Origin of the sequence: Streptomyces sp. MMBL 11-1 (assembly GCF_028622875.1) — a bacterium.
Lineage (GTDB): Bacteria > Actinomycetota > Actinomycetes > Streptomycetales > Streptomycetaceae > Streptomyces.
In genome coordinates, this window is record NZ_CP117709.1 from 4,028,982 (window position 1) to 4,048,618 (window position 19,637).

Annotated in this window: 23 protein-coding genes; 16 read left to right on the top strand and 7 right to left on the bottom strand. The window is 72.1% G+C overall.

What is annotated here, in order from left to right; genetic code table 11:
* Positions 1 to 17 precede the first annotated feature (17 nt).
* From PSQ21_RS17660 to PSQ21_RS17690, 7 genes are all read left to right on the top strand, one after another.
* Positions 18 to 893, top strand: coding sequence for a peptidoglycan-binding protein (locus PSQ21_RS17660; RefSeq protein WP_274031497.1), 876 nt, complete (start codon positions 18 to 20; stop codon positions 891 to 893).
* A gap of 37 nt (positions 894 to 930) precedes the next feature.
* Complete coding sequence (locus tag PSQ21_RS17665) at positions 931 to 1,167, top strand: hypothetical protein (protein ID WP_274031498.1); 237 nt, start codon at positions 931 to 933, stop codon at positions 1,165 to 1,167.
* A 29-nt stretch (positions 1,168 to 1,196) separates the two neighbouring features.
* The gene (locus tag PSQ21_RS17670; RefSeq protein WP_274031499.1) at positions 1,197 to 1,475 is read left to right on the top strand and encodes a hypothetical protein; all 279 of its coding nucleotides are present in this window, start codon (positions 1,197 to 1,199) and stop codon (positions 1,473 to 1,475) included.
* Complete coding sequence (locus PSQ21_RS17675) at positions 1,472 to 2,155, top strand: collagen-like protein (protein ID WP_274031500.1); 684 nt, start codon at positions 1,472 to 1,474, stop codon at positions 2,153 to 2,155. The genes PSQ21_RS17670 and PSQ21_RS17675 overlap by 4 nt, the downstream gene beginning before the upstream one ends.
* An 84-nt stretch (positions 2,156 to 2,239) precedes the next feature.
* On the top strand, positions 2,240 to 3,445 hold the full coding sequence (locus tag PSQ21_RS17680) for a helix-turn-helix domain-containing protein (protein ID WP_274031501.1): 1,206 nt from the start codon (positions 2,240 to 2,242) through the stop codon (positions 3,443 to 3,445).
* Positions 3,446 to 3,818: 373 nt separating this feature from the next.
* Positions 3,819 to 3,977, top strand: a complete 159-nt coding sequence (locus PSQ21_RS17685) for a hypothetical protein (RefSeq protein WP_274031502.1) — start codon at positions 3,819 to 3,821, stop codon at positions 3,975 to 3,977.
* Positions 3,974 to 5,074 carry a methyltransferase domain-containing protein gene (locus PSQ21_RS17690; RefSeq protein ID WP_274031503.1) on the top strand — a complete coding sequence of 367 codons (1,101 nt, stop codon included), beginning with the start codon at positions 3,974 to 3,976 and terminating at the stop codon, positions 5,072 to 5,074. Before PSQ21_RS17685 ends, PSQ21_RS17690 begins: the two co-directional genes overlap by 4 nt.
* A 37-nt stretch (positions 5,075 to 5,111) precedes the next feature.
* Here the strand turns inward: PSQ21_RS17690 and PSQ21_RS17695 are convergent, their stop codons facing one another.
* Positions 5,112 to 5,336, bottom strand: a complete 225-nt coding sequence (locus PSQ21_RS17695) for a helix-turn-helix domain-containing protein (RefSeq protein ID WP_274031504.1) — start codon at positions 5,334 to 5,336, stop codon at positions 5,112 to 5,114.
* Positions 5,337 to 5,657: 321 nt separating this feature from the next.
* Entirely contained in the window at positions 5,658 to 6,620 is a 963-nt protein-coding gene (locus PSQ21_RS17700) for a LuxR C-terminal-related transcriptional regulator (RefSeq protein WP_274031505.1), read from the bottom strand.
* A 156-nt stretch (positions 6,621 to 6,776) separates the two neighbouring features.
* Here PSQ21_RS17700 and PSQ21_RS17705 point away from each other — a divergent pair, with 156 nt between their 5' ends.
* A complete protein-coding gene (locus PSQ21_RS17705; RefSeq protein ID WP_274031507.1) occupies positions 6,777 to 6,965 on the top strand; it encodes a hypothetical protein in 189 nt (62 codons plus the stop codon).
* A gap of 126 nt (positions 6,966 to 7,091) precedes the next feature.
* Positions 7,092 to 7,247, top strand: a complete 156-nt coding sequence (locus tag PSQ21_RS17710; protein WP_274031508.1) for a hypothetical protein — start codon at positions 7,092 to 7,094, stop codon at positions 7,245 to 7,247.
* Between the two features lie 313 nt (positions 7,248 to 7,560).
* On the opposite strand, the gene PSQ21_RS17715 is transcribed toward PSQ21_RS17710, so the two are convergent.
* On the bottom strand, positions 7,561 to 8,133 hold the full coding sequence (locus PSQ21_RS17715; protein ID WP_274031509.1) for a winged helix-turn-helix domain-containing protein: 573 nt from the start codon (positions 8,131 to 8,133) through the stop codon (positions 7,561 to 7,563).
* Between the two features lie 77 nt (positions 8,134 to 8,210).
* Between PSQ21_RS17715 and PSQ21_RS17720 the strand changes: the two genes are divergently transcribed.
* Positions 8,211 to 8,945, top strand: coding sequence for a hypothetical protein (locus PSQ21_RS17720; protein WP_274031510.1), 735 nt, complete (start codon positions 8,211 to 8,213; stop codon positions 8,943 to 8,945).
* A gap of 88 nt (positions 8,946 to 9,033) precedes the next feature.
* Here PSQ21_RS17720 and PSQ21_RS17725 read toward each other — a convergent pair whose 3' ends face one another.
* Both PSQ21_RS17725 and sigJ read right to left on the bottom strand, forming a co-directional pair.
* Complete coding sequence (locus PSQ21_RS17725) at positions 9,034 to 10,257, bottom strand: NAD(P)/FAD-dependent oxidoreductase (protein WP_274031511.1); 1,224 nt, start codon at positions 10,255 to 10,257, stop codon at positions 9,034 to 9,036.
* A 93-nt stretch (positions 10,258 to 10,350) separates the two neighbouring features.
* A complete protein-coding gene (gene sigJ / locus PSQ21_RS17730; RefSeq protein ID WP_274031512.1) occupies positions 10,351 to 11,295 on the bottom strand; it encodes an RNA polymerase sigma factor SigJ in 945 nt (314 codons plus the stop codon).
* 105 nt (positions 11,296 to 11,400) lie between these two features.
* Here sigJ and PSQ21_RS17735 point away from each other — a divergent pair, with 105 nt between their 5' ends.
* From PSQ21_RS17735 to PSQ21_RS17750, 4 genes are all read left to right on the top strand, one after another.
* Entirely contained in the window at positions 11,401 to 11,646 is a 246-nt protein-coding gene (locus PSQ21_RS17735) for a hypothetical protein (RefSeq protein WP_274031513.1), read from the top strand.
* A gap of 59 nt (positions 11,647 to 11,705) precedes the next feature.
* Positions 11,706 to 12,605: a DUF2797 domain-containing protein gene (locus PSQ21_RS17740; protein WP_274031514.1), complete on the top strand. Its 900-nt coding sequence runs from the start codon at positions 11,706 to 11,708 to the stop codon at positions 12,603 to 12,605.
* A gap of 23 nt (positions 12,606 to 12,628) precedes the next feature.
* On the top strand, positions 12,629 to 13,510 hold the full coding sequence (locus tag PSQ21_RS17745; RefSeq protein WP_274031515.1) for an amidohydrolase family protein: 882 nt from the start codon (positions 12,629 to 12,631) through the stop codon (positions 13,508 to 13,510).
* Positions 13,511 to 13,592: 82 nt separating this feature from the next.
* Positions 13,593 to 14,339 carry a response regulator transcription factor gene (locus PSQ21_RS17750; RefSeq protein WP_274031516.1) on the top strand — a complete coding sequence of 249 codons (747 nt, stop codon included), beginning with the start codon at positions 13,593 to 13,595 and terminating at the stop codon, positions 14,337 to 14,339.
* A 57-nt stretch (positions 14,340 to 14,396) separates the two neighbouring features.
* Here PSQ21_RS17750 and PSQ21_RS17755 read toward each other — a convergent pair whose 3' ends face one another.
* Both PSQ21_RS17755 and PSQ21_RS17760 read right to left on the bottom strand, forming a co-directional pair.
* On the bottom strand, positions 14,397 to 15,560 hold the full coding sequence (locus tag PSQ21_RS17755) for a serine hydrolase domain-containing protein (RefSeq protein ID WP_274031517.1): 1,164 nt from the start codon (positions 15,558 to 15,560) through the stop codon (positions 14,397 to 14,399).
* 205 nt (positions 15,561 to 15,765) lie between these two features.
* Entirely contained in the window at positions 15,766 to 16,653 is an 888-nt protein-coding gene (locus PSQ21_RS17760) for an endonuclease/exonuclease/phosphatase family protein (protein WP_274031518.1), read from the bottom strand.
* Positions 16,654 to 16,882: 229 nt separating this feature from the next.
* On the opposite strand from PSQ21_RS17760, the gene PSQ21_RS17765 reads away from it, so the two are divergent.
* Positions 16,883 to 18,391: an MFS transporter gene (locus PSQ21_RS17765; protein WP_274031519.1), complete on the top strand. Its 1,509-nt coding sequence runs from the start codon at positions 16,883 to 16,885 to the stop codon at positions 18,389 to 18,391.
* 322 nt (positions 18,392 to 18,713) lie between these two features.
* Positions 18,714 to 19,604, top strand: a complete 891-nt coding sequence (locus tag PSQ21_RS17770) for a TetR/AcrR family transcriptional regulator C-terminal domain-containing protein (protein WP_274031520.1) — start codon at positions 18,714 to 18,716, stop codon at positions 19,602 to 19,604.
* The last annotated feature ends 33 nt before the right edge of the window (positions 19,605 to 19,637 follow it).

Below are 19,637 nucleotides of genomic sequence, written 5' to 3' on the forward strand. Positions count from 1 at the left end.
TCATGTCTGGAGACCGCATGGCCACACCACTGTCCGCCGACCGCCTGCTCAAGGCCCTCCGCGACGAGGGCCTCCACGTCGTCGAGCACCGCAGCTGGCGCACCAACAACCGCAACCACAAGGGCCCGTGGGGACCGACTCACGGCGTGATGATCCACCACACCGTCACCTCGGGCACCGCCTCCTCGGTGGAGCTCTGCTACAACGGCCACTCCGCCCTCCCCGGCCCGCTCTGCCACGGCGTCATCGCCAAGGACGGCACAGTCCACCTCGTCGGGAACGGACGGGCCAACCACGCCGGATCCGGCGACGACGACGTCCTCCGGGCCGTCATCGCCGAGCGGGACCTGCCGGCGGACAACGAGGCCAACACCGACGGCAACCGGCACTTCTACGGCTTCGAGGCCGTCAACCTCGGCGACGGGAAGGACCCGTGGCCAGCCGCGCAGCTGGACGCGATCGAGCGCGCGGCCGCCGCCGTCTGCCGGGCGCACGGCTGGGATCAGCGGTCCGTGATCGGTCACCTGGAGTGGCAGCCGGGGAAGGTCGATCCGCGCGGGTTCACGATGGACTCGATGCGCGGTCGGATCGGGAAGCGGCTCGGCGGTGAGCCGACGCCGGCCGCGAAGCCCAAGCCGAAGCCGCTGTCCGCGCCGTTCCCCGGGGCGGCGTTCTTCAAGGTCGGCCGGAACAGCGCGGTCGTCACTGCGATGGGCCAGCGTCTGGTCGCGGAGGGCTGCGGCCGGTACCAGGTCGGCCCGGGCCCGCGGTGGTCGGAGGCGGACCGGAAGTCGTACGCCGCCTGGCAGCGCAAGTGCGGCTACACCGGCAGCGACGCCGACGGTATCCCCGGCAAGACCAGCTGGGACCGCCTCAAGGTCCCCACCGTCTGACCCCGCCAACACACCTTCACCCGACTGGAGATCGACCATGCAGAAACTCGTCTTGGACCTGGCCGAGCGGTCCATGTGGACCGGGGCCGAGGCCGCCCTCGGCCTGGCCGCCGTGGAACTTGCGGACATACCCGTGTGGTGGGCCGCGCCGATCGCGCTGCTCGCCGCCTCGGCGAAGTCGTGGGTGGCGGGCCGTCTCGTCGGCCGCCCAGGCACCGCGTCCACGCTCCCCGCCGCGAAGGACCCGGCCACCCCGTCCGGCCTGGGCGCCTGACCTGACCGCATAGTGCGCTGGAGGACCGTGTGGATGCTGCGATGCTCACCGCGCTGGGTGCACTGCTGGCCTCGCCGGTGGCAGCCGCGGCAGCCATCTACGGGTCCCGGGGCGCCGCGCGTGCGTCCCGGGAGGGCACGTTGATGACCGGCTACGACAGCCTGACCGCGCGGCTTGCTGCCGAGCGAGACAAGGCCGAGGCGGACCAGGCCGCCGCCGAGCTCCGCGCGGAGGCGCGGGAAGCCGAGCTCGTGGCGGAGATCGCCCGTCTGCGGCTGATGGTGACCGAGTTGGGGGGTACGCCGTGACGCGAACGCAGACCCTCCTCTACCGGCGTCGCGCCTTGCTGTGGATCGCGGCGGCGCTCCTGGCCCTCGGCGGCGGCTTGGCGCTGGCCTTCCTGGAGATCGACCGGGCGGAGGGGCGGGCGACCGAGCTGGCGACCGAGGCCGACCGACGAGGGGACGCGGTGTCCACGCTCGCCGGGGACGTACGGACCCTGCGCGCCCAGATTCGGGCGGGCGGGGAGACGCCGGCGGTGCCGGACCCGGCGGACGCGGTCGACGACCTGCCCGCCCGCGCCGAGGTCCCCGTGCCGATCTCCGGCCCGCCGGGGCCGCGCGGGCAGAAGGGCGAGGCCGGCCTACCTGGCGAGGATGGCCAAGACGGGAAGCCTGGGGCGGACGGGTCGCCCGGCCCGGCCGTCACGGGCGCCCCAGGCCGTGACGGCGCGGCCGGGGCTGACGGTCCCCAGGGCGAGCGCGGCGAGAAGGGAGAGAAGGGCGACGTCGGCGCGACCGGCGAACGGGGCCCCGCAGGCCCTGCAGGCCCGTCCTGCCCCGACGGATACACCTTGCAGCCACCCCCCGGAGATCCGGACGCCCTCGTCTGCCGGCGGACGGGCGCACCGCCCGCGCCGGACGACCCGGCCAGCACGCCGAGCCCGCTCGCCCTCGCCCTGGACCCCACCCGCCGCCAGTACCCATGACCGTTACGCCCCCACCGCCACGGCGGTGGGGGCATTTCTGCGTTTCGGAGTACCGTGGATCCAACCTTCTGGCGGGGGTCCAACATGAAGATCAGTATTGGCGACCGCATTCGGGCGCTCAGGGAATTTCGCGACATCACCCAGGATCAACTTGCAGAACGCGCCGAGGTGTCCGTCGACACCATCAGGAAGCTGGAGCAAGGGGTCCGGGAGTCCGCGCGAATCAACACGTTGCGCGCCCTGGCTCGGGCGCTGGACGTCCAGCTCGAGCGCCTCGTAGGACAGCCCACTGTGACCAAGGAACTGACGCCCGACGGTGGCCTCCTGGCCATGCGGGACGCGATCCAGGACCCTGGCTCTCTCCCAGGTGTTCTGGGCTATGTGGATCTGGAGGACCCGCCCAGCCCGGCCGAGTGGGCGTCCCAGGTGCAGGCCGCTACGGACACGTACTGGGCCGGAGGGTACTCCGAGCTGGCCGCGGTCCTTCCCCAGCTGTTGCGGGACGGGCGCGCCACCGCGCGACAGCACGACACCGAGGGAGTGTGGCGGGACCTCGCCCTCACCTATCAGCTGGCTGCATCCCTCTCCACTCAGTCCGGTCATCCCGACTGGGCGTACACGGCCGTTGAACGGCAGCTGGCAGCCGCCGCCCGGGCATCCGATCCCCTGCTGGAGGGCATGGGCGTTTCCACCCTGTCGTGGGTGCTCCTGCGCCAGGGCCGGTGGGAGCAGGCGCGCGACGTCGCCGAGCGGAAAGCCGACCAGCTCGAACCGCCGCGCCGACGTGCGACACCTGACCAGCTCGCCGTCTACGGAAACTTGCTTATCGCTGCCGCGACCCCTGCGGCGCGTGCCGATCAGCACGACGACGCAATGGAGCTGTTGACGCACGCCGAGTCCGCGGCCGTACAGTCTGGCCCGGTGCGCGCTTACGGATCGGCGTTCAGCGTGACCGATGTCCGCACGCAGCGAGTGAACGTGGCCCTCGCCGGGACGGACGGCATGCCCGACGCAGCCCTGGACGCGGCCGCCAACGTGGACCTCAGCAGCATCAGCCGCCCGGTGCATTCTGCCTCGTACCGAGTGGATGTTGCGCAGGCCAAGTATCAGACCGGAGATCAGGCGGGCGCGCTGGAACTGCTCCTGGAGGTGGAGGCCGAACAGCCGCAGTGGATTCGAGTTCAGGCCGGGGCAGCGGCGACGGTGCGGGAGATGCTCGAGGCCGAGCGCCGGCGGAACGGCGCGCTGCGCGGCCTTGCGTCGCGGCTCGGCGTCGACCCGGCCCTGTGAGGTAGGACGTAGCGCCCTACTTCTGCCGGGTGTTGGCCTCTAGAGTGGTGGGGTTCGCCCCTGGGGTGTGATCGCGCGGGCACCTAGCGTGATCTCAGTAGCGGCGGCATCGGTCCCCCCGCCAGGATCGACCGGTGCCGCAACCCATCCCGTAGGGGGCGAACATGAGCGCCGAGACCTTACAGACCGCACCGGGCGACGCGGCGTACAGGGTGTGGCTGTGCCACACCAGGACCTGCGCCGGATGCCGAGCAGGAATGGCATGCCCCACCGCCACCATGCTGGGCCGCCGGTGGCGTGAGGCTCGGCAGAGCATCGCCCCTGCGGACCATCCGGCCGCCGCTCCTGGCGGTCACGGACGAAGGGCAGACCGATGACCATTCCCCAGGCCGGTGTTCCCGGCACCACTCCCCACCAGGCCGACGACGGCAAGCACGGCGGGCAGCCGTCGGACAGGCCCTGGACGCCCGACCCCGCCCCGGAGCCCTCCCCTGACGGCAGCCGTCCCCAGCAGTACGTCCCGCAGCCGTGAGCACGGCGCAGGAGACCCCCACGTACCCGGCCCTGGTCCAGGGCCTCGCCGACCAGGGGCTGCTCGATGCCCGCTGGCGTCAGGTGTTCGAGGCCGTGCCACGCAGCCAGTTCATCCCGCCGGACATCTGGCGTCAGCGCCCCGACCGGTGCGAGCCGGTGGTAGGGACGGATGACTGGCTGGCCCTGGTCAACAGCGACGAACCGGTCGTCACCCAGCTCGATGACGGGGCCGTGGACGGGCCCGGCATTGCGACGTCGTCGAACTCGATGCCGTCGATGGTGGCCCGGATGCTCGGGCTCCTCGATCTCGAGGATGGGCACCGGGTCCTCGAGATCGGCACCGGTACCGGGTACGTCGCCGCGCTGCTGTGCGAGCGGCTCGGCGACGAACAGGTCTACAGCATCGAGGTGGACCCGGTGCTGGCACAGCAGGCCGCGGACGCCATCGCCGGATCCGGATACCGGCCGCACCTCCACGTCGGCGACGGAGCCGAGCGGATCCCCGGTATGGGCCCGGTCGACCGGCTGATCGCCACGTGCGCGTTGCGGTACATCCCCTACATGCTGCTCCGGCAGGTCCGGCCCGGCGGGATCATTGTCGCCCCCCTGGCCCGGGACTTCTGGTCCGGCGCCCTGGTCCAGCTCCACGTGCAAAAGGGCGGGGTGGCGGTCGGGCCGTTCTGCGGGTCGGCGATGTACATGCCGATGCGCTCGCACCGCCCGGACCACCACGAGATCACGGGCACCGGCCGGCCCCGCGCCGCAGGCCTGGACCCCGCGCGGATTCTCGACCTCGGATTCGCCCTGTACGCCGGGGCGCGGCTGCCCGGTGTACGCGTCTCCGGCCACGAGACCACCGACGGCGCCCGCGTCTGGGTGAGCCGCGCGGACGGAGGCGCTGCCACGACTGCCTCGGGTGAGGAGGTGTGGCAGTACGGGCCCGGGTTCCTGTGGGAAGAGATCGAGCAGGCGTGGCGGGAGTACGAGGACGCAGGCAGGCCTGACGCCGAGCAGTTCGGGTTGACTGCGACGGCCCGAGGCCAGCAGGTGTGGCTGCGTGATCCGCACACTGTCGTCCAGCCCAGCAGGACGTAGGCACAGGTAGGCCCCCGGCCGAGCAGTGGCCGGGGGCCTACCTGCGTACGAACTCCTCGAGCTCCACGCCGATCCCGTCCGCGACCCTGATCAGAGTGTCCAGCTGCGGCGAGCTGTGCCCCTGCTCGATCTCGCTCAGGGTCGCAATGCGGATGCCCGTCCGTAGCGAGACGGCCTCCAATGTGAGGCCCGCGCCGACTCGGGCCGCGCGGATCGCGTCGGCGATCTGCAGGCGCCGGGCCCGGACGCGGTCGGGAGGCATCGGCTCGTGGTACACCCGGCAACGCTCACCGGAGCATGATCGTTTTGTCTTTACGGTTTACCGTAAAACGGTTGATCAAGCACGCTGCAGGACCCAGCACGGAGGTACGGCGCAGTGTCCAGCGAGTACGGATGGCGAGCACGCACCAGCCAGCGCGTGATGGTGGACACCAGATCCGGGCGGGTCGGCCGGCTCGTCGGGAGAGACGTCGACGGCGTGGTCCTCGAGCCGCTCACGCCGGGGCCGGAGTGGGCCGTGCCGTCGCGATGCGCGAGAGCCGCCACCCCCGACGAGGTGGCGGCGGCCCTGGCTGGCGAGTGACTACCCCTCTGCCTGGCGACGGCCCCACCAGGCCATCAGCTGGTACACCGTCTGCGCGCCCACCGCCGCGCGCGCGGCCGCCAGCTCCTTCGTCACGGTGCGCTCAGACAGGTTCAGCCGCGGCCCGACGCGGTGCTGCGACTCCCCCTCATCGAGCGCCCGGAGGATTGCTTTCTGGCGCTCGGTCAGCATCCCGCTGGAGGCGTCCCCCTCCTGCCACCGAGTGCCACGGGCCCAGAGCTGCTGATACAGCGTGTGCGCCCATGCGACGGTGGCGCGGTCCGTGACGTGCCACCCCGAGTCCCTGTCCCTCCCGCCCGGCACACAGTTGTCGATGAACAGATGGGCACCGTCGATGATGACTAAACGGGGGAACGTCTCTTCCAGGGTGGCCACCTCGGCCCCGGCCTCCACCACCGCCGCCAGATGCCCGCTGGTCGCTGAGTGATCGCGCACCGCCACGTTGTAGAGCGACCTGACCGACACGCCGCGCTTCCGCAGATCTAGGACGCGATCCATCCCGGTGCGCTGCACCTCCGGGTCGCGGTCGACTGGGGCGCCGGGCTGTGCCGTCCACATCTCCAAGGACGCGGTCCGTAGCGCCTGCTGTATGCGCCGGTTCATCTCGTCTCGCGTCTGGAGCAACTCACTCACAGGCCCGGAGTACCAGCGGTGCTGGTCGTACGCCGGGGCGAGGCCCTCCACTGCCGGCACTTCGGCCATGCATGCGACGGCCTGGGCGATCGTGGCCTGGGCTTGCGCCAGGACCTGCTGTGCTGCAGCCCGAGGGTCATGGGCAATGTACCGGCCGGGCTCGTCGGGGTTGGGTGCGATCAGCCCCAGGCCGACCAGGCGCGCCGTGTCGTGCCCCGGCAGAGGGGCGCCGTCGGACGCGACCGCCCGGTAGGTTTCCCGGTCCTCCGGGGAGAGCGGTAGGTCTGGCAGGTCTGGCAGGTCCGGCACTTGGTTGCCCCTTCAAAGTTGTACTAGATACCGCACGTGCTGTTTCTGGCACACCGTAACCCCTGTTCTTAACAGGAACACCATGCGAACCTACGTTCAGTGACGTTTCGCCCGCACGGGCGTTCGAATCGTAGAGTTTCCATGGAGGGGATTCACATGTCCATCACGCGCACGATCAGACGCGCGGCAGCCGTAGTGCTGCTCGCCGCCCTTCCGGCTCTTGCCGCCCCCGCCGTCAGCGCGGCGCAGCCGGACCGCACGGTCGTCGTGGCGGACCCGGGCTGGGGCGTGAGGGTTGCGGAGCCGCAGCCTGACGTCGCTTTCGCAGACCCGGGCTGGGGCTGATCGCTCCCCGTGCTCGGGGCAGCGAAGCGAGGTAGAACGACCGGCCCTCCATAGGGCTGGGGCGGCCCGGCGGACGATGACGTCCGTCGGGCCGCTGCATCAAACCAACGGGGAAAGGCACCACGGATGATCATGCTGGCACTCGGGCTCCTCATCGTCGCGGGGTTCGTCGCGCTCCTTCTGCTCGCCCGAGGCATCCGGCGGGGGGTCGACTCTCTCCGGGCAGAGGTCGCCGCGGCGCGCGTAGCGGGCGTCCTCGGCAAAGACGACCCGGTGCCCTGACGGGCCCGGATGCTGTCGGTTGTGAGGGCGTCGCTGGCGGCGACGCCCTCACGATTTCTCACACTCGTCTAACAGACTGCGGCGGAGCCCCGGGATTCGGAGCGCCCCACCTGGTCCGCCAGGGGCCTCCCTGGACTGTATGGACGCCATGGACGGCGTTCATACAACTACGGATCAGAAGGTTGCAGGTTCGAATCCTGCCGAGTGCACAACAAGCCAGTGGCCCCCAGGAGAAATCCTGGGGGCCTCTCGCGTTTGTGCGTACCGTTCCGTGCCGTTCTGTACCGCTCGCGTGCCGGGCGGCGGCTGCCGGTCAGTCGGCGGGCAGGCCGAACCAGCGGAGGAGTACGGGGCGGGCGCCGGCCGGGGCGTCCTCGGGGCCACGGGCATAGCGGGCGAGCAGTGCCAGATAGTCGTCGTGAAACGCGTCCAGCTCATCCTGCGTGAGGTGGACGAGGCTGCGTGAGCCCCGCATCCAGCCTTCCGACTCCGCCTGCCCGGCGGTGAACTGCCGCGCCAGCTCGACGTCCTCCTCCATTCTCATCCGGTCCAGCTCGGCGGACATGGCGCGCTCGGCCTCCGTCAGCTCACCCTGCGGCGGTCTGCGGATATCGAGCCCGCGAACCCCGCGCCACCAGCGCTCCCGCCCGGTGGAGCGCTCGGGGATGTCCTCGATGAGGCCACTTCGCTCCAGCATGCGCAGGTGGTAGCTGAGCGTCCCGGTGTTCTCGCCGAGGGCGGCGGCCAGAGTGGTCGAGGTGGCTGGGCCCGCTGTGCCGAGGCGGCGCAGGATGCGCAGGCGCAGGGGGTGCGAGAGGGCCTTGAGTACCTCGGGGCTCTCGACCGTGTGGCGCTCCACGGCTTCGGATCTCCGGTCTTGCGTCATGGCGGCAGTGTAGCCAGAAAGCAGCCAATTCTCTGCAGCGCTTCCTCTGCAGAGGAACCTCTGCAATACTGAGACGCATGACGCCGAACCGAGTGACCTTGAATCGAGCGGTCCGCCGCTTCGTACGTGCGGCTGCGGGGGCCCTGCTTGCCGGACTCTCCCTGGGGGCTGTGCCCGCGCAGGGAGCTGAACGGGCCGCGGATCTGCCCGCGTTCGCCTTCTCCGCCTGCCCGACCGCTGATGAGCTGCCTGCGGGTGCGGACCCCGGGACCTGGCGCTGCGAGGTCATGCACGCGACGGGGCATCTGCGCCTGGGCACCGTCGATGAGCCGCTCACCCGGCCCATGAAGATCACGTTCGCGGAAGGTCGTGTGGACGGCGAGTTCCGTCAGGTCTTCGGTGAGATGTCCGCCGCGCCGATCCGGGTGGGAAGCACCCCGTTGACCCTGACTCCGGAGTACGGCGGTTATGCGGACTTCCTGTCCGACGACACCCGGCGCGGCGAGTTCGACATCAAGTTCGCCATAGGCGCGGCGCACGGGCAGTCGGCCCGGCCGTTGCCGGGCTGCTCGGTGGGCGGCGATGAGGACGCGGTCCACCTGGTGCTCAAGGACACCGAGCCCACCCGGGTGATATCCAGCGATCCGTTGGTCGTCGCGTTCGGCGCCCAGGACGCGACGTTCGCCGCACCGCGCACCAGTGGCTGCGGCCCGCTGGGCCGCGTGCTCGACCGGGCCCTGGGTCTGCCGTCCGCGGCGGAGGCGAACGCTTTCGACATGGATGTCACGGTGGCCATCCGGCCCTACGCGTAGGCGTGTTCGGCGAGGGGGCGCTGCCGAAGCGGGGACGCCCGGGGCCCCGAGGCTGTGGAGCGCCTCGGGGCGGTCCTGGACCGGGGCCTCAAGCCGCTTCGGCGGCAGCGGCTGTGGTGGTCGCCGACGTCCGCTCCGCCGTGACCCGGTGGCGGCGGGTCGGCAGGCCCATCGTCGGGTTCGCCACGCCCCACGCCGCGGCCTTGCAGACCAGTTCCTTGTAGAGGGCGGCCAGGCGGCCGGTCAGTGCGGCGCTGACGGCTCGGTCGTCGGCGGTGACGTACTGGATCAGGCCCTCCTTGCGGCCCAGCGAGACGCACTGGTTGAAGTAGCGGGGTGCGGTGGTCGGGAGCTTGGTGCCGGTGAGGCGGGCCGCGATGGCGTCGGCGGCCTGCCAGGCGGTGGGGACGCCCGAGGCGCACGACATGCGCAGCGGCTTGCCGCCGGGGCCGGCGACCAGGGCCGCGTCGCCGATGGCGTACACGTTCGGGTGCGAGGTCGAGCGCATGGTGCCGTCGACCACGATCTGGCCGTTGTCGCCGGTCCGCAGCGGTGTGGCACGGGCGATCGGGTGGACCGCGAAGCCCGTCGTCCAGACCGTGATCGCGGCCGGGATGTCGCCCTTGGTGGTGGTGACACGGTCGGCGTGCACGGCGGTGACGTCGGCGTGCTCGTGGGCGGTGATCCGCAGGTTGGTGAAGACCTTCCGCAGGTGCCTGGCGCCCTTGGGGGAGAGCCAGTCGCCCAGCGCTCCTCGGGCGACCAGGGAGACGTCCAGGTCCGGGCGGGTCTCGGCCAGCTCCGTCGCGGCCTCCACACCGGTGAGGCCGCCGCCGGCGACGACCACGGGCGTGCCGGGGGCGAGGGCGGCCAGCCGCTCGCGCAGGCGCAGTGCTCCGGGGCGGCCGGCGATGTCGTGGGCGTGTTCGGCGGCGCCGGGGACGGCGTGGGTGTTCCAGGCGCTGCCGAGGGCGTACACGAGGGTGTCGTACTCCAACGCCTCCGGCTCGCCGGTTGCGTCCGGGGCGGTGACGGACACGGTTCGGCGGTCGACGTCGATGCCCGTGACCTTCCCGAGGCGCAGCCGGACGCCCGTGCCGGCGAACATCTCGCTGAAGGGGCGGGGGCGGAGGTCCTGGCCCGCCGCGAGCTGGTGCAGCCGGACGCGCTCGACGAAGTCCGGTTCGGCGTTGACGAGGGTGATGGAGACGTCCTCGCGGTGCAGCCGCCTGGCGAGGCGCCCGGCGGCACTCGCTCCGGTGTAGCCGGCTCCGATGACGATGACGCGGTGCTGCTGGATGTTCTGCTGCATGTCCTGCACTCCTGTCTCGCGCGGTTTCGCCCCTTGAACCGGGCAGCCCGTCGATTTCTGACAGAAGGGTGGTGTGACGTGCGTCACGGAAGGTCAGGTGAGGCGGAGGACCGGTTCTCCGTGGGCCGTCGCCGCCCACTGCCGCGTCGCTCGTTCGAGCTTGTCGGGGTTGGCCTGGTTGCGGAACGCGGCGATGCCGTCCGCCGTGATCTCCAGGCACATGACGCCGATGACCCGGCCGTCGACGGTGACCACGAGTGCGGGCAGCCCGTTGGCGTACGAGACGTGGACCTCCGCGGTGCCTCCGAGGAGTCTGCGAGCGGCCTGGTTGGGGGTGAACAGGCTCCGCATGAACTTCGCGACGGCCACGGCCCCCTCGAACGGCCTGGTGCGGGCCGGCACCTTTCCGCCGCCGTCGCCGATCGCGACGGCGTCCGCGGTGAGCAGCCGGACGAGCGGTTCGGTCCGGCCGCTGGTGGCGGCCGTGAGGAACTCCTCGACGATCCGCCGGGCGGCGGCCTCGTCGATCTCGGTCCGGGCCCTGCCTGCCGCGATGTGCTTCTTGGCGCGGTGGAACAGCTGCTGGCTCGCGGACTCCGTGGTGTCGAGGATCTCGGCGATCCTCCCGTGCGGATACGCGAACGCCTCCCGCAGCACGTACACCACCCGTTCGTTGGGGGACAGGCGCTCCATGAGGGCGAGGACGGCGTACGAGACCGATTCGCGCTGTTCGACGGTGTCGGCGGGGCCGAGCATCGGGTCCCCGGCGAGCAGCGGTTCGGGCAGCCACTGGCCCACATAGGTCTCGCGGCGGGCGCGCGCCGAGGTGAGCTGGTTGAGACAGAGGTTGGTGAGGACCTTCGTCAGCCAGGCTTCGGGGACCTCGATGCGTTCGATGTCGGCGGACTGCCAGCGCAGGAACGTGTCCTGAACGGCGTCCTCGGCGTCGGCCGCGGAGCCGAGGAGGCGGTAGGCGATGGCCTTCAGCCGGGGCATGGAGGCCTCGAACAGATCCACCTGGTTCCCGGTCAGCGCCATGAGCCGGATCATAACGGCCCTCCGCGGCGGTCGTTCGGAGGGCCGGTGGTGGGGTAGCCGACTTTGTACGGGGCGTGACGGGCACGTTCCTCTCGGAGGTCGGCGATGAGGTCGAAGGGGCACGGGCGGGAAGATCGTTGGCGCAACCGGTGGTGGGCCCTGCCCTTCCTCGGGCTGCTCTTCCTCGCCACGCCGTTCCTCTGGTTCGCCGCGGGCCATGTGCAGATCGGGCTGTGGGGCCTCGGCTTCGGCGCGGGGTTCATGGGCTGGATCAACTGGTTCAACCGGCGGTTCGAACGGCGCATGGCCGCGATGCGGCGGCGGATCGAGGGTGTCGGAGGCTACGCGTAGCATCGCCGGGCCGGTTCGGCCGGTGATCTGGTGCCGGTGGAGGAGAGAGCGGGGTCCGGGTGTCCGGTGGGTGGTGGTGCGCCGGGGTGCGGTGGCCCGGGCAGGTGCCCGAGCTGGGGTGGAGCAGGGGCGCTGACCGGCGGGTGAGTGTCCTCGCGTACGGGGCCGGCCTCGGGTTCCGGGCCCTCGGGGAGCGGCACTGCGTGGGGGCCCGGGGGAATGTGTGCCCGTTGGGCGCCGTGGTGCCGGGGCGGTCCACCGGTGGGAGGTGCGCCGAGTGCGCGCGGCTGGACCGGGCGCACTCGGTGGCCGCCGACACGATGGCGGACGACCCACGGACGTACCGCGTGTATCTCGCGTGGTTCGGGCCCGGCCTGGTCAAGGTCGGGATCACCGGGGAGGAGCGCGGCGCCGCGCGGCTGCGGGAGCAGGGCGCCGTGGTTTTCGGCTGGCTGGGGCGCGGGCCCCTCATGGCGGCCCGGCGGACCGAGGAGGTGCTGCGGGCGGCCCTCGGGGTGCCCGACCGGATCCCGTACGCGAGGAAGCGGGCCGTGCGCGGGCGGCTTCCCGGGCGCGAGGAGCGGGCCGCCGAGGTGGCGGAGCTGTACGGGCGGGCCGCGCGGCTCGAAGGGCGCGGCTGGCCCGAGTCGTTGGAGCGGCTGCCCCTCGAAGTCGTCGATCAGTCCGAGGTCTTCGGGATCGACCGGGCGCCCGCCCCCGTGCGGTCGGTGCGGGAGCTGGTCGACGGGGGCGTCGTCGCGGGGCGGCTCGTCGCGGCGGCCGGGCCCGATCTGCACCTGGCGGTGGACGGCATGGGCGTGGTCGTCCTGGACACGCGGCTGATCACCGGGTGGGACCTCGCGGCCGTGCCCGTGGAGGGTGGGCCGGCGGCGGGGGGCGATGTAGGTGTCCCCCTCATCGACATCGGCGGCGGCAGTGTGCAGGGTGGGTTGTTCTGAACGTCGATCAGGGGAGAGCGTCCGTGGAGCCGGAGAGCGATGACGTGGTGCGGTTCTGGGAGCGGCTCGGGCTGCCCGGGATCATCGACGTGCACACCCATTTCATGCCGGAGCAGGTCCTGCGCAAGGTATGGGCCTACTTCGACGCCGCCGGCCCGCTCACCGGCCTGGAGTGGCCGATCACCTACCGGTACGAGGAGGAGCGGCGGCTGGAGCTGCTGCGGTCGTTCGGGGTGCGGCGCTTCACCTCCATGCTCTACCCGCACAAGCCCGGCATGGCCCGCTGGCTGAACGGCTGGGCCGCCGACTTCGCCGCCCGGACCCCCGACTGTCTGCACACCGCGACCCTCTTCCCGGAGGCCGGCGTGGAGGTGTATGTGAAGGAGGCCGTCGAAGCGGGGGCGAGGGTCTTCAAGTCGCACCTCCAGGTCGGCGCCTACGACGCCAACGACCCGCTGCTGGAGCCCGTGTGGGGGCTGCTCGCGGAGGCCGGGATCCCGGTGGTCACGCACTGCGGGTCGGGGCCCGCGCCGGGCGCGTACACCGGGCCGGGGCCGATCGGGCGTCTGCTGGCGCGTCATCCCCGGCTGCGGCTGGTCGTCGCGCACTTGGGGATGCCGGAGTACGCGGAGTTCCTGGCGCTGGCGGAGGCGTATCCGGAGGTCCGGCTCGACACGACGATGGCGTTCACCGACTTCAGCGAGGGGCACAGCCCCTTCCCGGCGGCGGAGCGGGGGCGGCTGGCCGACCTCGGGGACCGCGTCCTGCTGGGGACCGACTTCCCGAACATCCCCTACCCGTACGTCCATCAGCTCCACGCGCTGGAGCGGCTCGGGCTGGGGGACGAGTGGTTGCGGGCGGTCTGTTACGGGAACGCCGCCGCGTTGTTCCCCGCTCGCGCGTGACGAGCCCGCACGGCCCGCTTTCTCAGGGAATTCACAGGAACGGGTCAGGTTTCTCTCACGGGTGGCTCACAGAGTGGTGCCCATGACGACGACGACCTCGCCCCAGGGGCGTACCGAACTGCTCAGGCCGGACCGTACCCCCGTGCGGGTCCTGGTCGTGGACGACGAGGCCCCGCTCGCCGAGCTGCTCTCGATGGCCCTGCGGTACGAGGGGTGGGAGGTGCGCAGCGCCGGGGACGGGGCCGGGGCGGTCCGGGCCGCGCGGGACTTCCGTCCGGACGCGGTGGTCCTGGACGTGATGCTCCCGGACATGGACGGGCTGTCCGCGCTGGGCCGGCTGCGCCGCGAGTACGACGATGTGCCGGTCCTCTTCCTGACCGCCCGGGACGCCGTCGAGGACCGGATCGCGGGACTGACCGCGGGCGGCGACGACTACGTGACCAAGCCGTTCAGCCTGGAGGAGGTCGTGGCCCGGCTGCGCGGGCTCATCCGCCGCTCGGGCTCGGCCGTGGCCGTCGGGCGCGGCGAGTCCACACTGACCGTCGGTGACCTGGTGCTCGACGAGGACAGCCACGAGGTGAGCCGGGGCGGGGACGCGATCCACCTCACGGCCACCGAGTTCGAGCTGCTGCGTTTCCTGATGCGCAATCCGCGCCGGGTGCTCAGCAAGGCGCAGATCCTCGACCGGGTCTGGAACTACGACTTCGGCGGCCAGGCGAACGTCGTCGAGCTCTACATCTCCTATCTCCGTAAGAAGATCGACGCGGGGCGCACGCCGATGATCCACACCCGGCGCGGCGCGGGGTATCTGATCAAGCCCGGTGAGTAGGCGAGGCGGAGCGTCGGCCCCCGGTGACCGCGGGAGTCCGGTCGGCCGCGGCCGGGCTCAGAATCCGGCCGCGTACGTCCAGAAGTCCCGCATCACCCGCGGGGCGGCGGGCCCGGTCAGCTCCATCTGGGTGAGCAGGACGGCGACGGTGCCCGTGGACGGGATGACGTGCGCCGTGGTGCCGGTGCCGCCGACCCAGCCGTAGCGGCCGAGGACGTTCCAGGGGGCCGCGATCTCGATGTCCACCGCACCGCCGAACCCCCAGCCCTGCCCCTCCGTGAACAGGTTGCTCGCGGCGCGCTGCTCCGGGGTGAGGTGGTCGGTGATCATCTGGCGGACCGACTCGGCGGCCAGCACCCGGCGGCCGTCGTCGTCCAGGCCCCCGGCGAGCAGCATCCGGCCGAAGGCGGCCCAGTCGTCGACGGTCGAGACCAGGCCGCCCGCGCCGGACGGGAAGGCCGGCGGGCTGCTCCACTGCCCGTCCGGGGCGTCCACCAGCACCGGGCCGCTTCCGCCGTCGGCCCCGGCCCGGTAGTAGCCGGTGAACCGGTCCAGCGCGGCGGGCTCCACGGCGAACCCGGTGTCCGTCATGCCCAGGGGCTCGAACAGCCGCTCCGCCAGAAACGCGGGCAGCGGGCGGTCGGCGACCCGGGCGATGAGGACGCCGAGGATGTCGGAGCACGTGTTGTAGAGCCAGCCGTCGCCCGGCTGGTGCAGCAACGGGATGCGGGACAGCGCGGCCATCCAGGCGTCCGGCGCGAGGACGGCCTGCGGCTGCGGCGGACCCTGTTTCAGTTCGGCGAACAGGGGGACGACGGCGGGGAGCGAGAAGTCGGACGGGAAGCCGTATCCGGCCCGGAAGGTCAGCAGGTCCAGCAGGGTGATCGGGCGGACCGCCGACACCACGTCGTCGACCGGGCTCTGCGGGGTCCGTACGACCAGCGGCGCGGCCAGCTCGGGCAGCCATGCCGCGACCGGGTCGGCGGGGGCGATCAGGCCGTCCTCGACGAGCGTCATGGCGGCCGCCGCCACGATCGGCTTGGTGATCGAGGCGAGACGGAAGAGCGAGTCCCGCCGCATCGGCGCGGAGCCGGCGAGGCCGGCCGTACCGGCCGACACCACCTCGGTCCGCCCGCCCCGGGAGACCAGGGCCACCGCGCCCGGCATCGACCCCTCGGCGATGTGGGTGTCCAGCAGTGCGTGCAGGGAGGTGGTGGTCATGGGTCGTCCTTCGTCCGGTACCGCGTGTGCTGTCGGAGGCCTGACCCCCGAGGGGAGTCCCGCAGCGTGCGACCGCGGGTGGTGGGCCGGGCGCGGCCCTCGGACAGGAAGACGCGCGCCGGCCGTAAAAGGAGGCTTTCGGGCCGAGAAGGGAGACTCCCGGCCCGCCCGGGACTCATCGGCCCGGCCGCCACCGTCGGCGGGCTCATCGGCCGCTTCCTTTCCGTACCAGCAGGTCCGCCACCACCGGCCGGTGGTCGGAGGCGAGACTCTCCGGTACCCACGCGTTCCGCACCGTGATCCCGGCGCCGGGCCCGCCCTTCGACACCGCCACGTAGTCGATCCGCTTGACCGGGTCCTGCGCCGGGAAGGTGGGCGCCGCCGGGTCCGCGTCCGTCAGCTCCCGCCACAGCGGGGCCAGTTCGGGGGCGGCGGGCTCCGCGTTGAGGTCGCCGAGCAGGATCCGCGGGCCCCGGTCCTCGGCCATGATCCGCCGGGTGTCGGCGACCTGGGCGACGCGGACGGCGGGGTCCGGACGGTAGTCGAGGTGGGTCACGTACACGTGTACGGGCAGCCCTCGCACCCGTACGACGACCTCGCCGAACCCCGGGGCGGGAGCGGGGGTGGGGTTCGGGTCCTGGGTGGAGAGGCGGGTGATCTCGTGGTTCTCGGCGCTCGTGATCCGGTACCGCGACAGCACGGCCACCCCGTACTCCGCCCGGGGGCCGCCCGGTTGGGCCGGGTCCAGGCTGTAGATCGGCGCGAAGGAGACGTGCATGCGCAGCCGCCGCGCCAGTTCTCCCGCGAGGTCCCGCCACTCGCTGCGGTCGCCCCAGTGCCGGTCGACCTCCTGAAGACCGATCAGATCCGCGTCGAGCGACCGTAGTTCGGCCGTCTGGCGGTCCAGGTCGAAGACGCCGTCCACGCCCGCCCCGGCATGGATGTTGTACGTGGCGACCCGCAGGGGCAGACCCTCGCCGGAAGAGGGGCGGGCCGTGGTGACGGCGGCGGCGGGCGGCGTGATGAGTGCACCCAAGAGGGATGCGGTGAGCAGGAGTTGAGGGATGCGAGAGGAGCGGTGACGCAGCGACATGGCTCTCCAACCGGCCGAAAATCGCGCACTTTGTCAGGTCAGCGTCGAGAACCGTACCGCCCGGCCGCCGCACCGGCCCACCGGCGCGGCCGGGCCGGTGGGCCGGGAATCGACTTGTACGCCGTACAGGGCCTGCCTTACGGTGTACATCGATCTCGTCCCATACGCCGTACAGCGACTCCGGAGCCGGCGGTCACCGCCCCGGAGCCCCGGAGTCCAAGGAGCCCGCATGACGGCGCCCGCCGCACAGCGACCAGACCTCGCCCCCCAGGGGCATCCGCAGCGCTGGCTGATCCTCGGTGTCATCTGCCTGGCCCAGCTCACCGTGCTGCTCGACAACACCGTCCTGAACGTCGCGATCCCCTCCCTCACCACGGAGTTGAACGCCTCCACCGCGGACGTGCAGTGGATGATCAACGCCTACTCGCTCGTCCAGTCCGGTCTGCTGCTCACCGCGGGCAGCTCCGCCGACCGCTACGGGCGCAAGAAGATGCTGACCGTGGGCCTCGCCCTGTTCGGTGTCGGCTCGCTCGCGGCCGGGCTCTCCCAGTCCTCGGGCCAGCTCATCGCGGCCCGCGCCGGGATGGGCGTCGGGGGCGCGTTGCTGCTCACCACCACGCTCGCCGTCGTGGTCCAGATCTTCGACGACGCCGAGCGGGTCAAGGCGATCGGGATCTGGTCGACCGTCAGCTCCCTCGGCTTCGCGGCGGGTCCGCTGTTCGGCGGGTTCGTCCTCGACCACTTCTGGTGGGGCGCGATCTTCCTCATCAACATCCCGGTCGCCCTGATCGCCCTGGCCGCCGTCGTCAGGCTCGTACCGGAGTCGAAGAACGGGCAGGGGGAGCGGCCGGACCTGCTGGGCGCGCTGCTCTCCACGATCGGCATGACGGCCGTCGTCTTCGCGATCATCTCCGGGCCCGAGCACGGCTGGACGTCCGGCCGGGTGCTGCTGACGGCGGCTCTCGGGGTCGTGGTGATGGCCGGATTCGTCCTGTGGGAGCTCCGCGTCCCGAACCCGATGCTCGACATGCACTTCTTCCGGAACCAGAAGTTCATCGGCGCCGTGGCGGGCGCGATCCTGGTCGCCTTCGGCATGGGCGGTTCGCTCTTCCTGCTCACCCAGCACCTGCAGCTGGTGCTCGGTTACGGGCCGTTGGAGGCCGGGCTGCGTACGGCCCCGATGGCCCTCACCGTGGTCGCTCTCAACCTGACCGGCCTGGGCGCCCGCCTCGTGGGGAAGATGGGGACGCCGGTCGTCATCGCGGCGGGGATGAGCTGTCTGTCGGCCGGGCTCGCCGCGATCGCGCTGCTCGGGCGGGGCGGATACGGCGGCATGCTGTTCGGCCTGGTCGTGATGGGTGCGGGGATCGCCCTCGCGATGCCCGCGATGGCCAACGCCATCATGAGCGCGATCCCGCCGGAGAAGGCGGGTGTGGGCGCGGGGGTGAACGGCATGCTCGCGGAGTTCGGCAACGGGCTCGGGGTCGCGGTGCTCGGCGCCGTGATGAACGCCCGGTTCGCCGCTCTCGTACCGGCCGCCGTCGGCGCCGCCTCACTTCCCGCGGCCCTGGCCACCGCCGACGGGCCCGCCGCCCGGGAGCAGATCAAGGACGCCTTCGCCTCGGGCCTGGAGGTCAGCCAACTGGTGGGCGCGGTCGCGGTGCTGGCGGGCGGGCTGCTGGCCGCGCTCCTGCTGCGCCGGGCCGAGCGGGCGGAGACGGCGGCGGCCGGGCGGTGAGGACCGAGGCGCCGGGCGGCCGAGGCGGTGAGGACCGGGTGGCGCCGGCGGCCGATGTGGTGAGGGCCGGAGAGCTGTGAAGGCCGAGGTCATGCGGACCGGGGCTACGGGGACCGGGGCGGCGAACGCCGAGGCGGGGTACGCCGGGGGCCGGGCAGGACCGGGCAGACTCGTCGACGGGACCGGCGGCATAGCATCGGACCGGACGCGCGTACCGGATCGTCGCGTCCGGTACGCCGTCCTCCGGCCGGACCCGCCGGGTCCCGCCGTTCCGGCAGGGCGGCTCGGTGGGCCGGTCCGCGCAAGACGAGGAGAGTGCGCCATGGTGTCCGAGTCCGATCGCGGGCCCGAGCCCGAGCCCGATCGCGAGTCCGTGCCCGGCCGTGGACCCGTGCCCGATGGTGGGTCTGTGCCCGGCCGCGAGTCCGAGTCCGAGCCGGAGCCCGGGGCCGACCGCGCGGACAGTGCCGCGCGGACCAGCGTGTGGCTGGGCCGCCGGGCCCCCGCGCGCTCCCGCAGGTCCGAGTCCCCGGCGGGCCTGGACCGCAACCGGATCACCGAGGCGTCGGTGCGGCTGCTGGACGCCGACGGCCTCGCCAAGTTCTCGATGCGGCGGCTCGCCGCCGAGCTGGACGTCACCGCGATGTCCCTCTACTGGTACGTCGAGACCAAGGACGACCTCCTGGAACTGGCGCTCGACTCGGTCTACGCCGAGATCGCACCGCCCCGCGAGGACGCCGACTGGCGGGACCGGCTGCGGGAGCTGGCCCGCAGCTACCGCGAGCTGCTCGTCCGCCACATCTGGATCTCCCCGCTGGCCGGGACCTTCCTCAACATCGGCCCGAACTCCATGCTGTTCTCGTACGCCGTCCAGGATGTCGTCCGGGCCACCGGACTGCCCCTGGAACGGCAGACGGGCGCGCTCTCGGCGGTCTTCCAGTTCGTTTACGGGTTCGGCACCGTCGAGGGCCACTTCAAGGCGCGGTGCGACGCGACCGGGCTGACCCAGGACGAGTACCACCAGCAGGCGATGGGCAGGATCAGGGCGCAGCCGCACATGCGGCAGATCACCGAGGCGTCGGACGAACTGATGGCGGCCCGGGGTGGGAAGACGGTCGAGGAGATGCGCGAACGGGACTTCGTCTTCGCCCTGGACCTGCTGATCGCGGGGATCGAGGCGGTGCGCGACCGGACGGGTACGCCCGCCCAGTAGCCGCGCCCCGTTCCGTAGCCGCGCGTCGTTTCC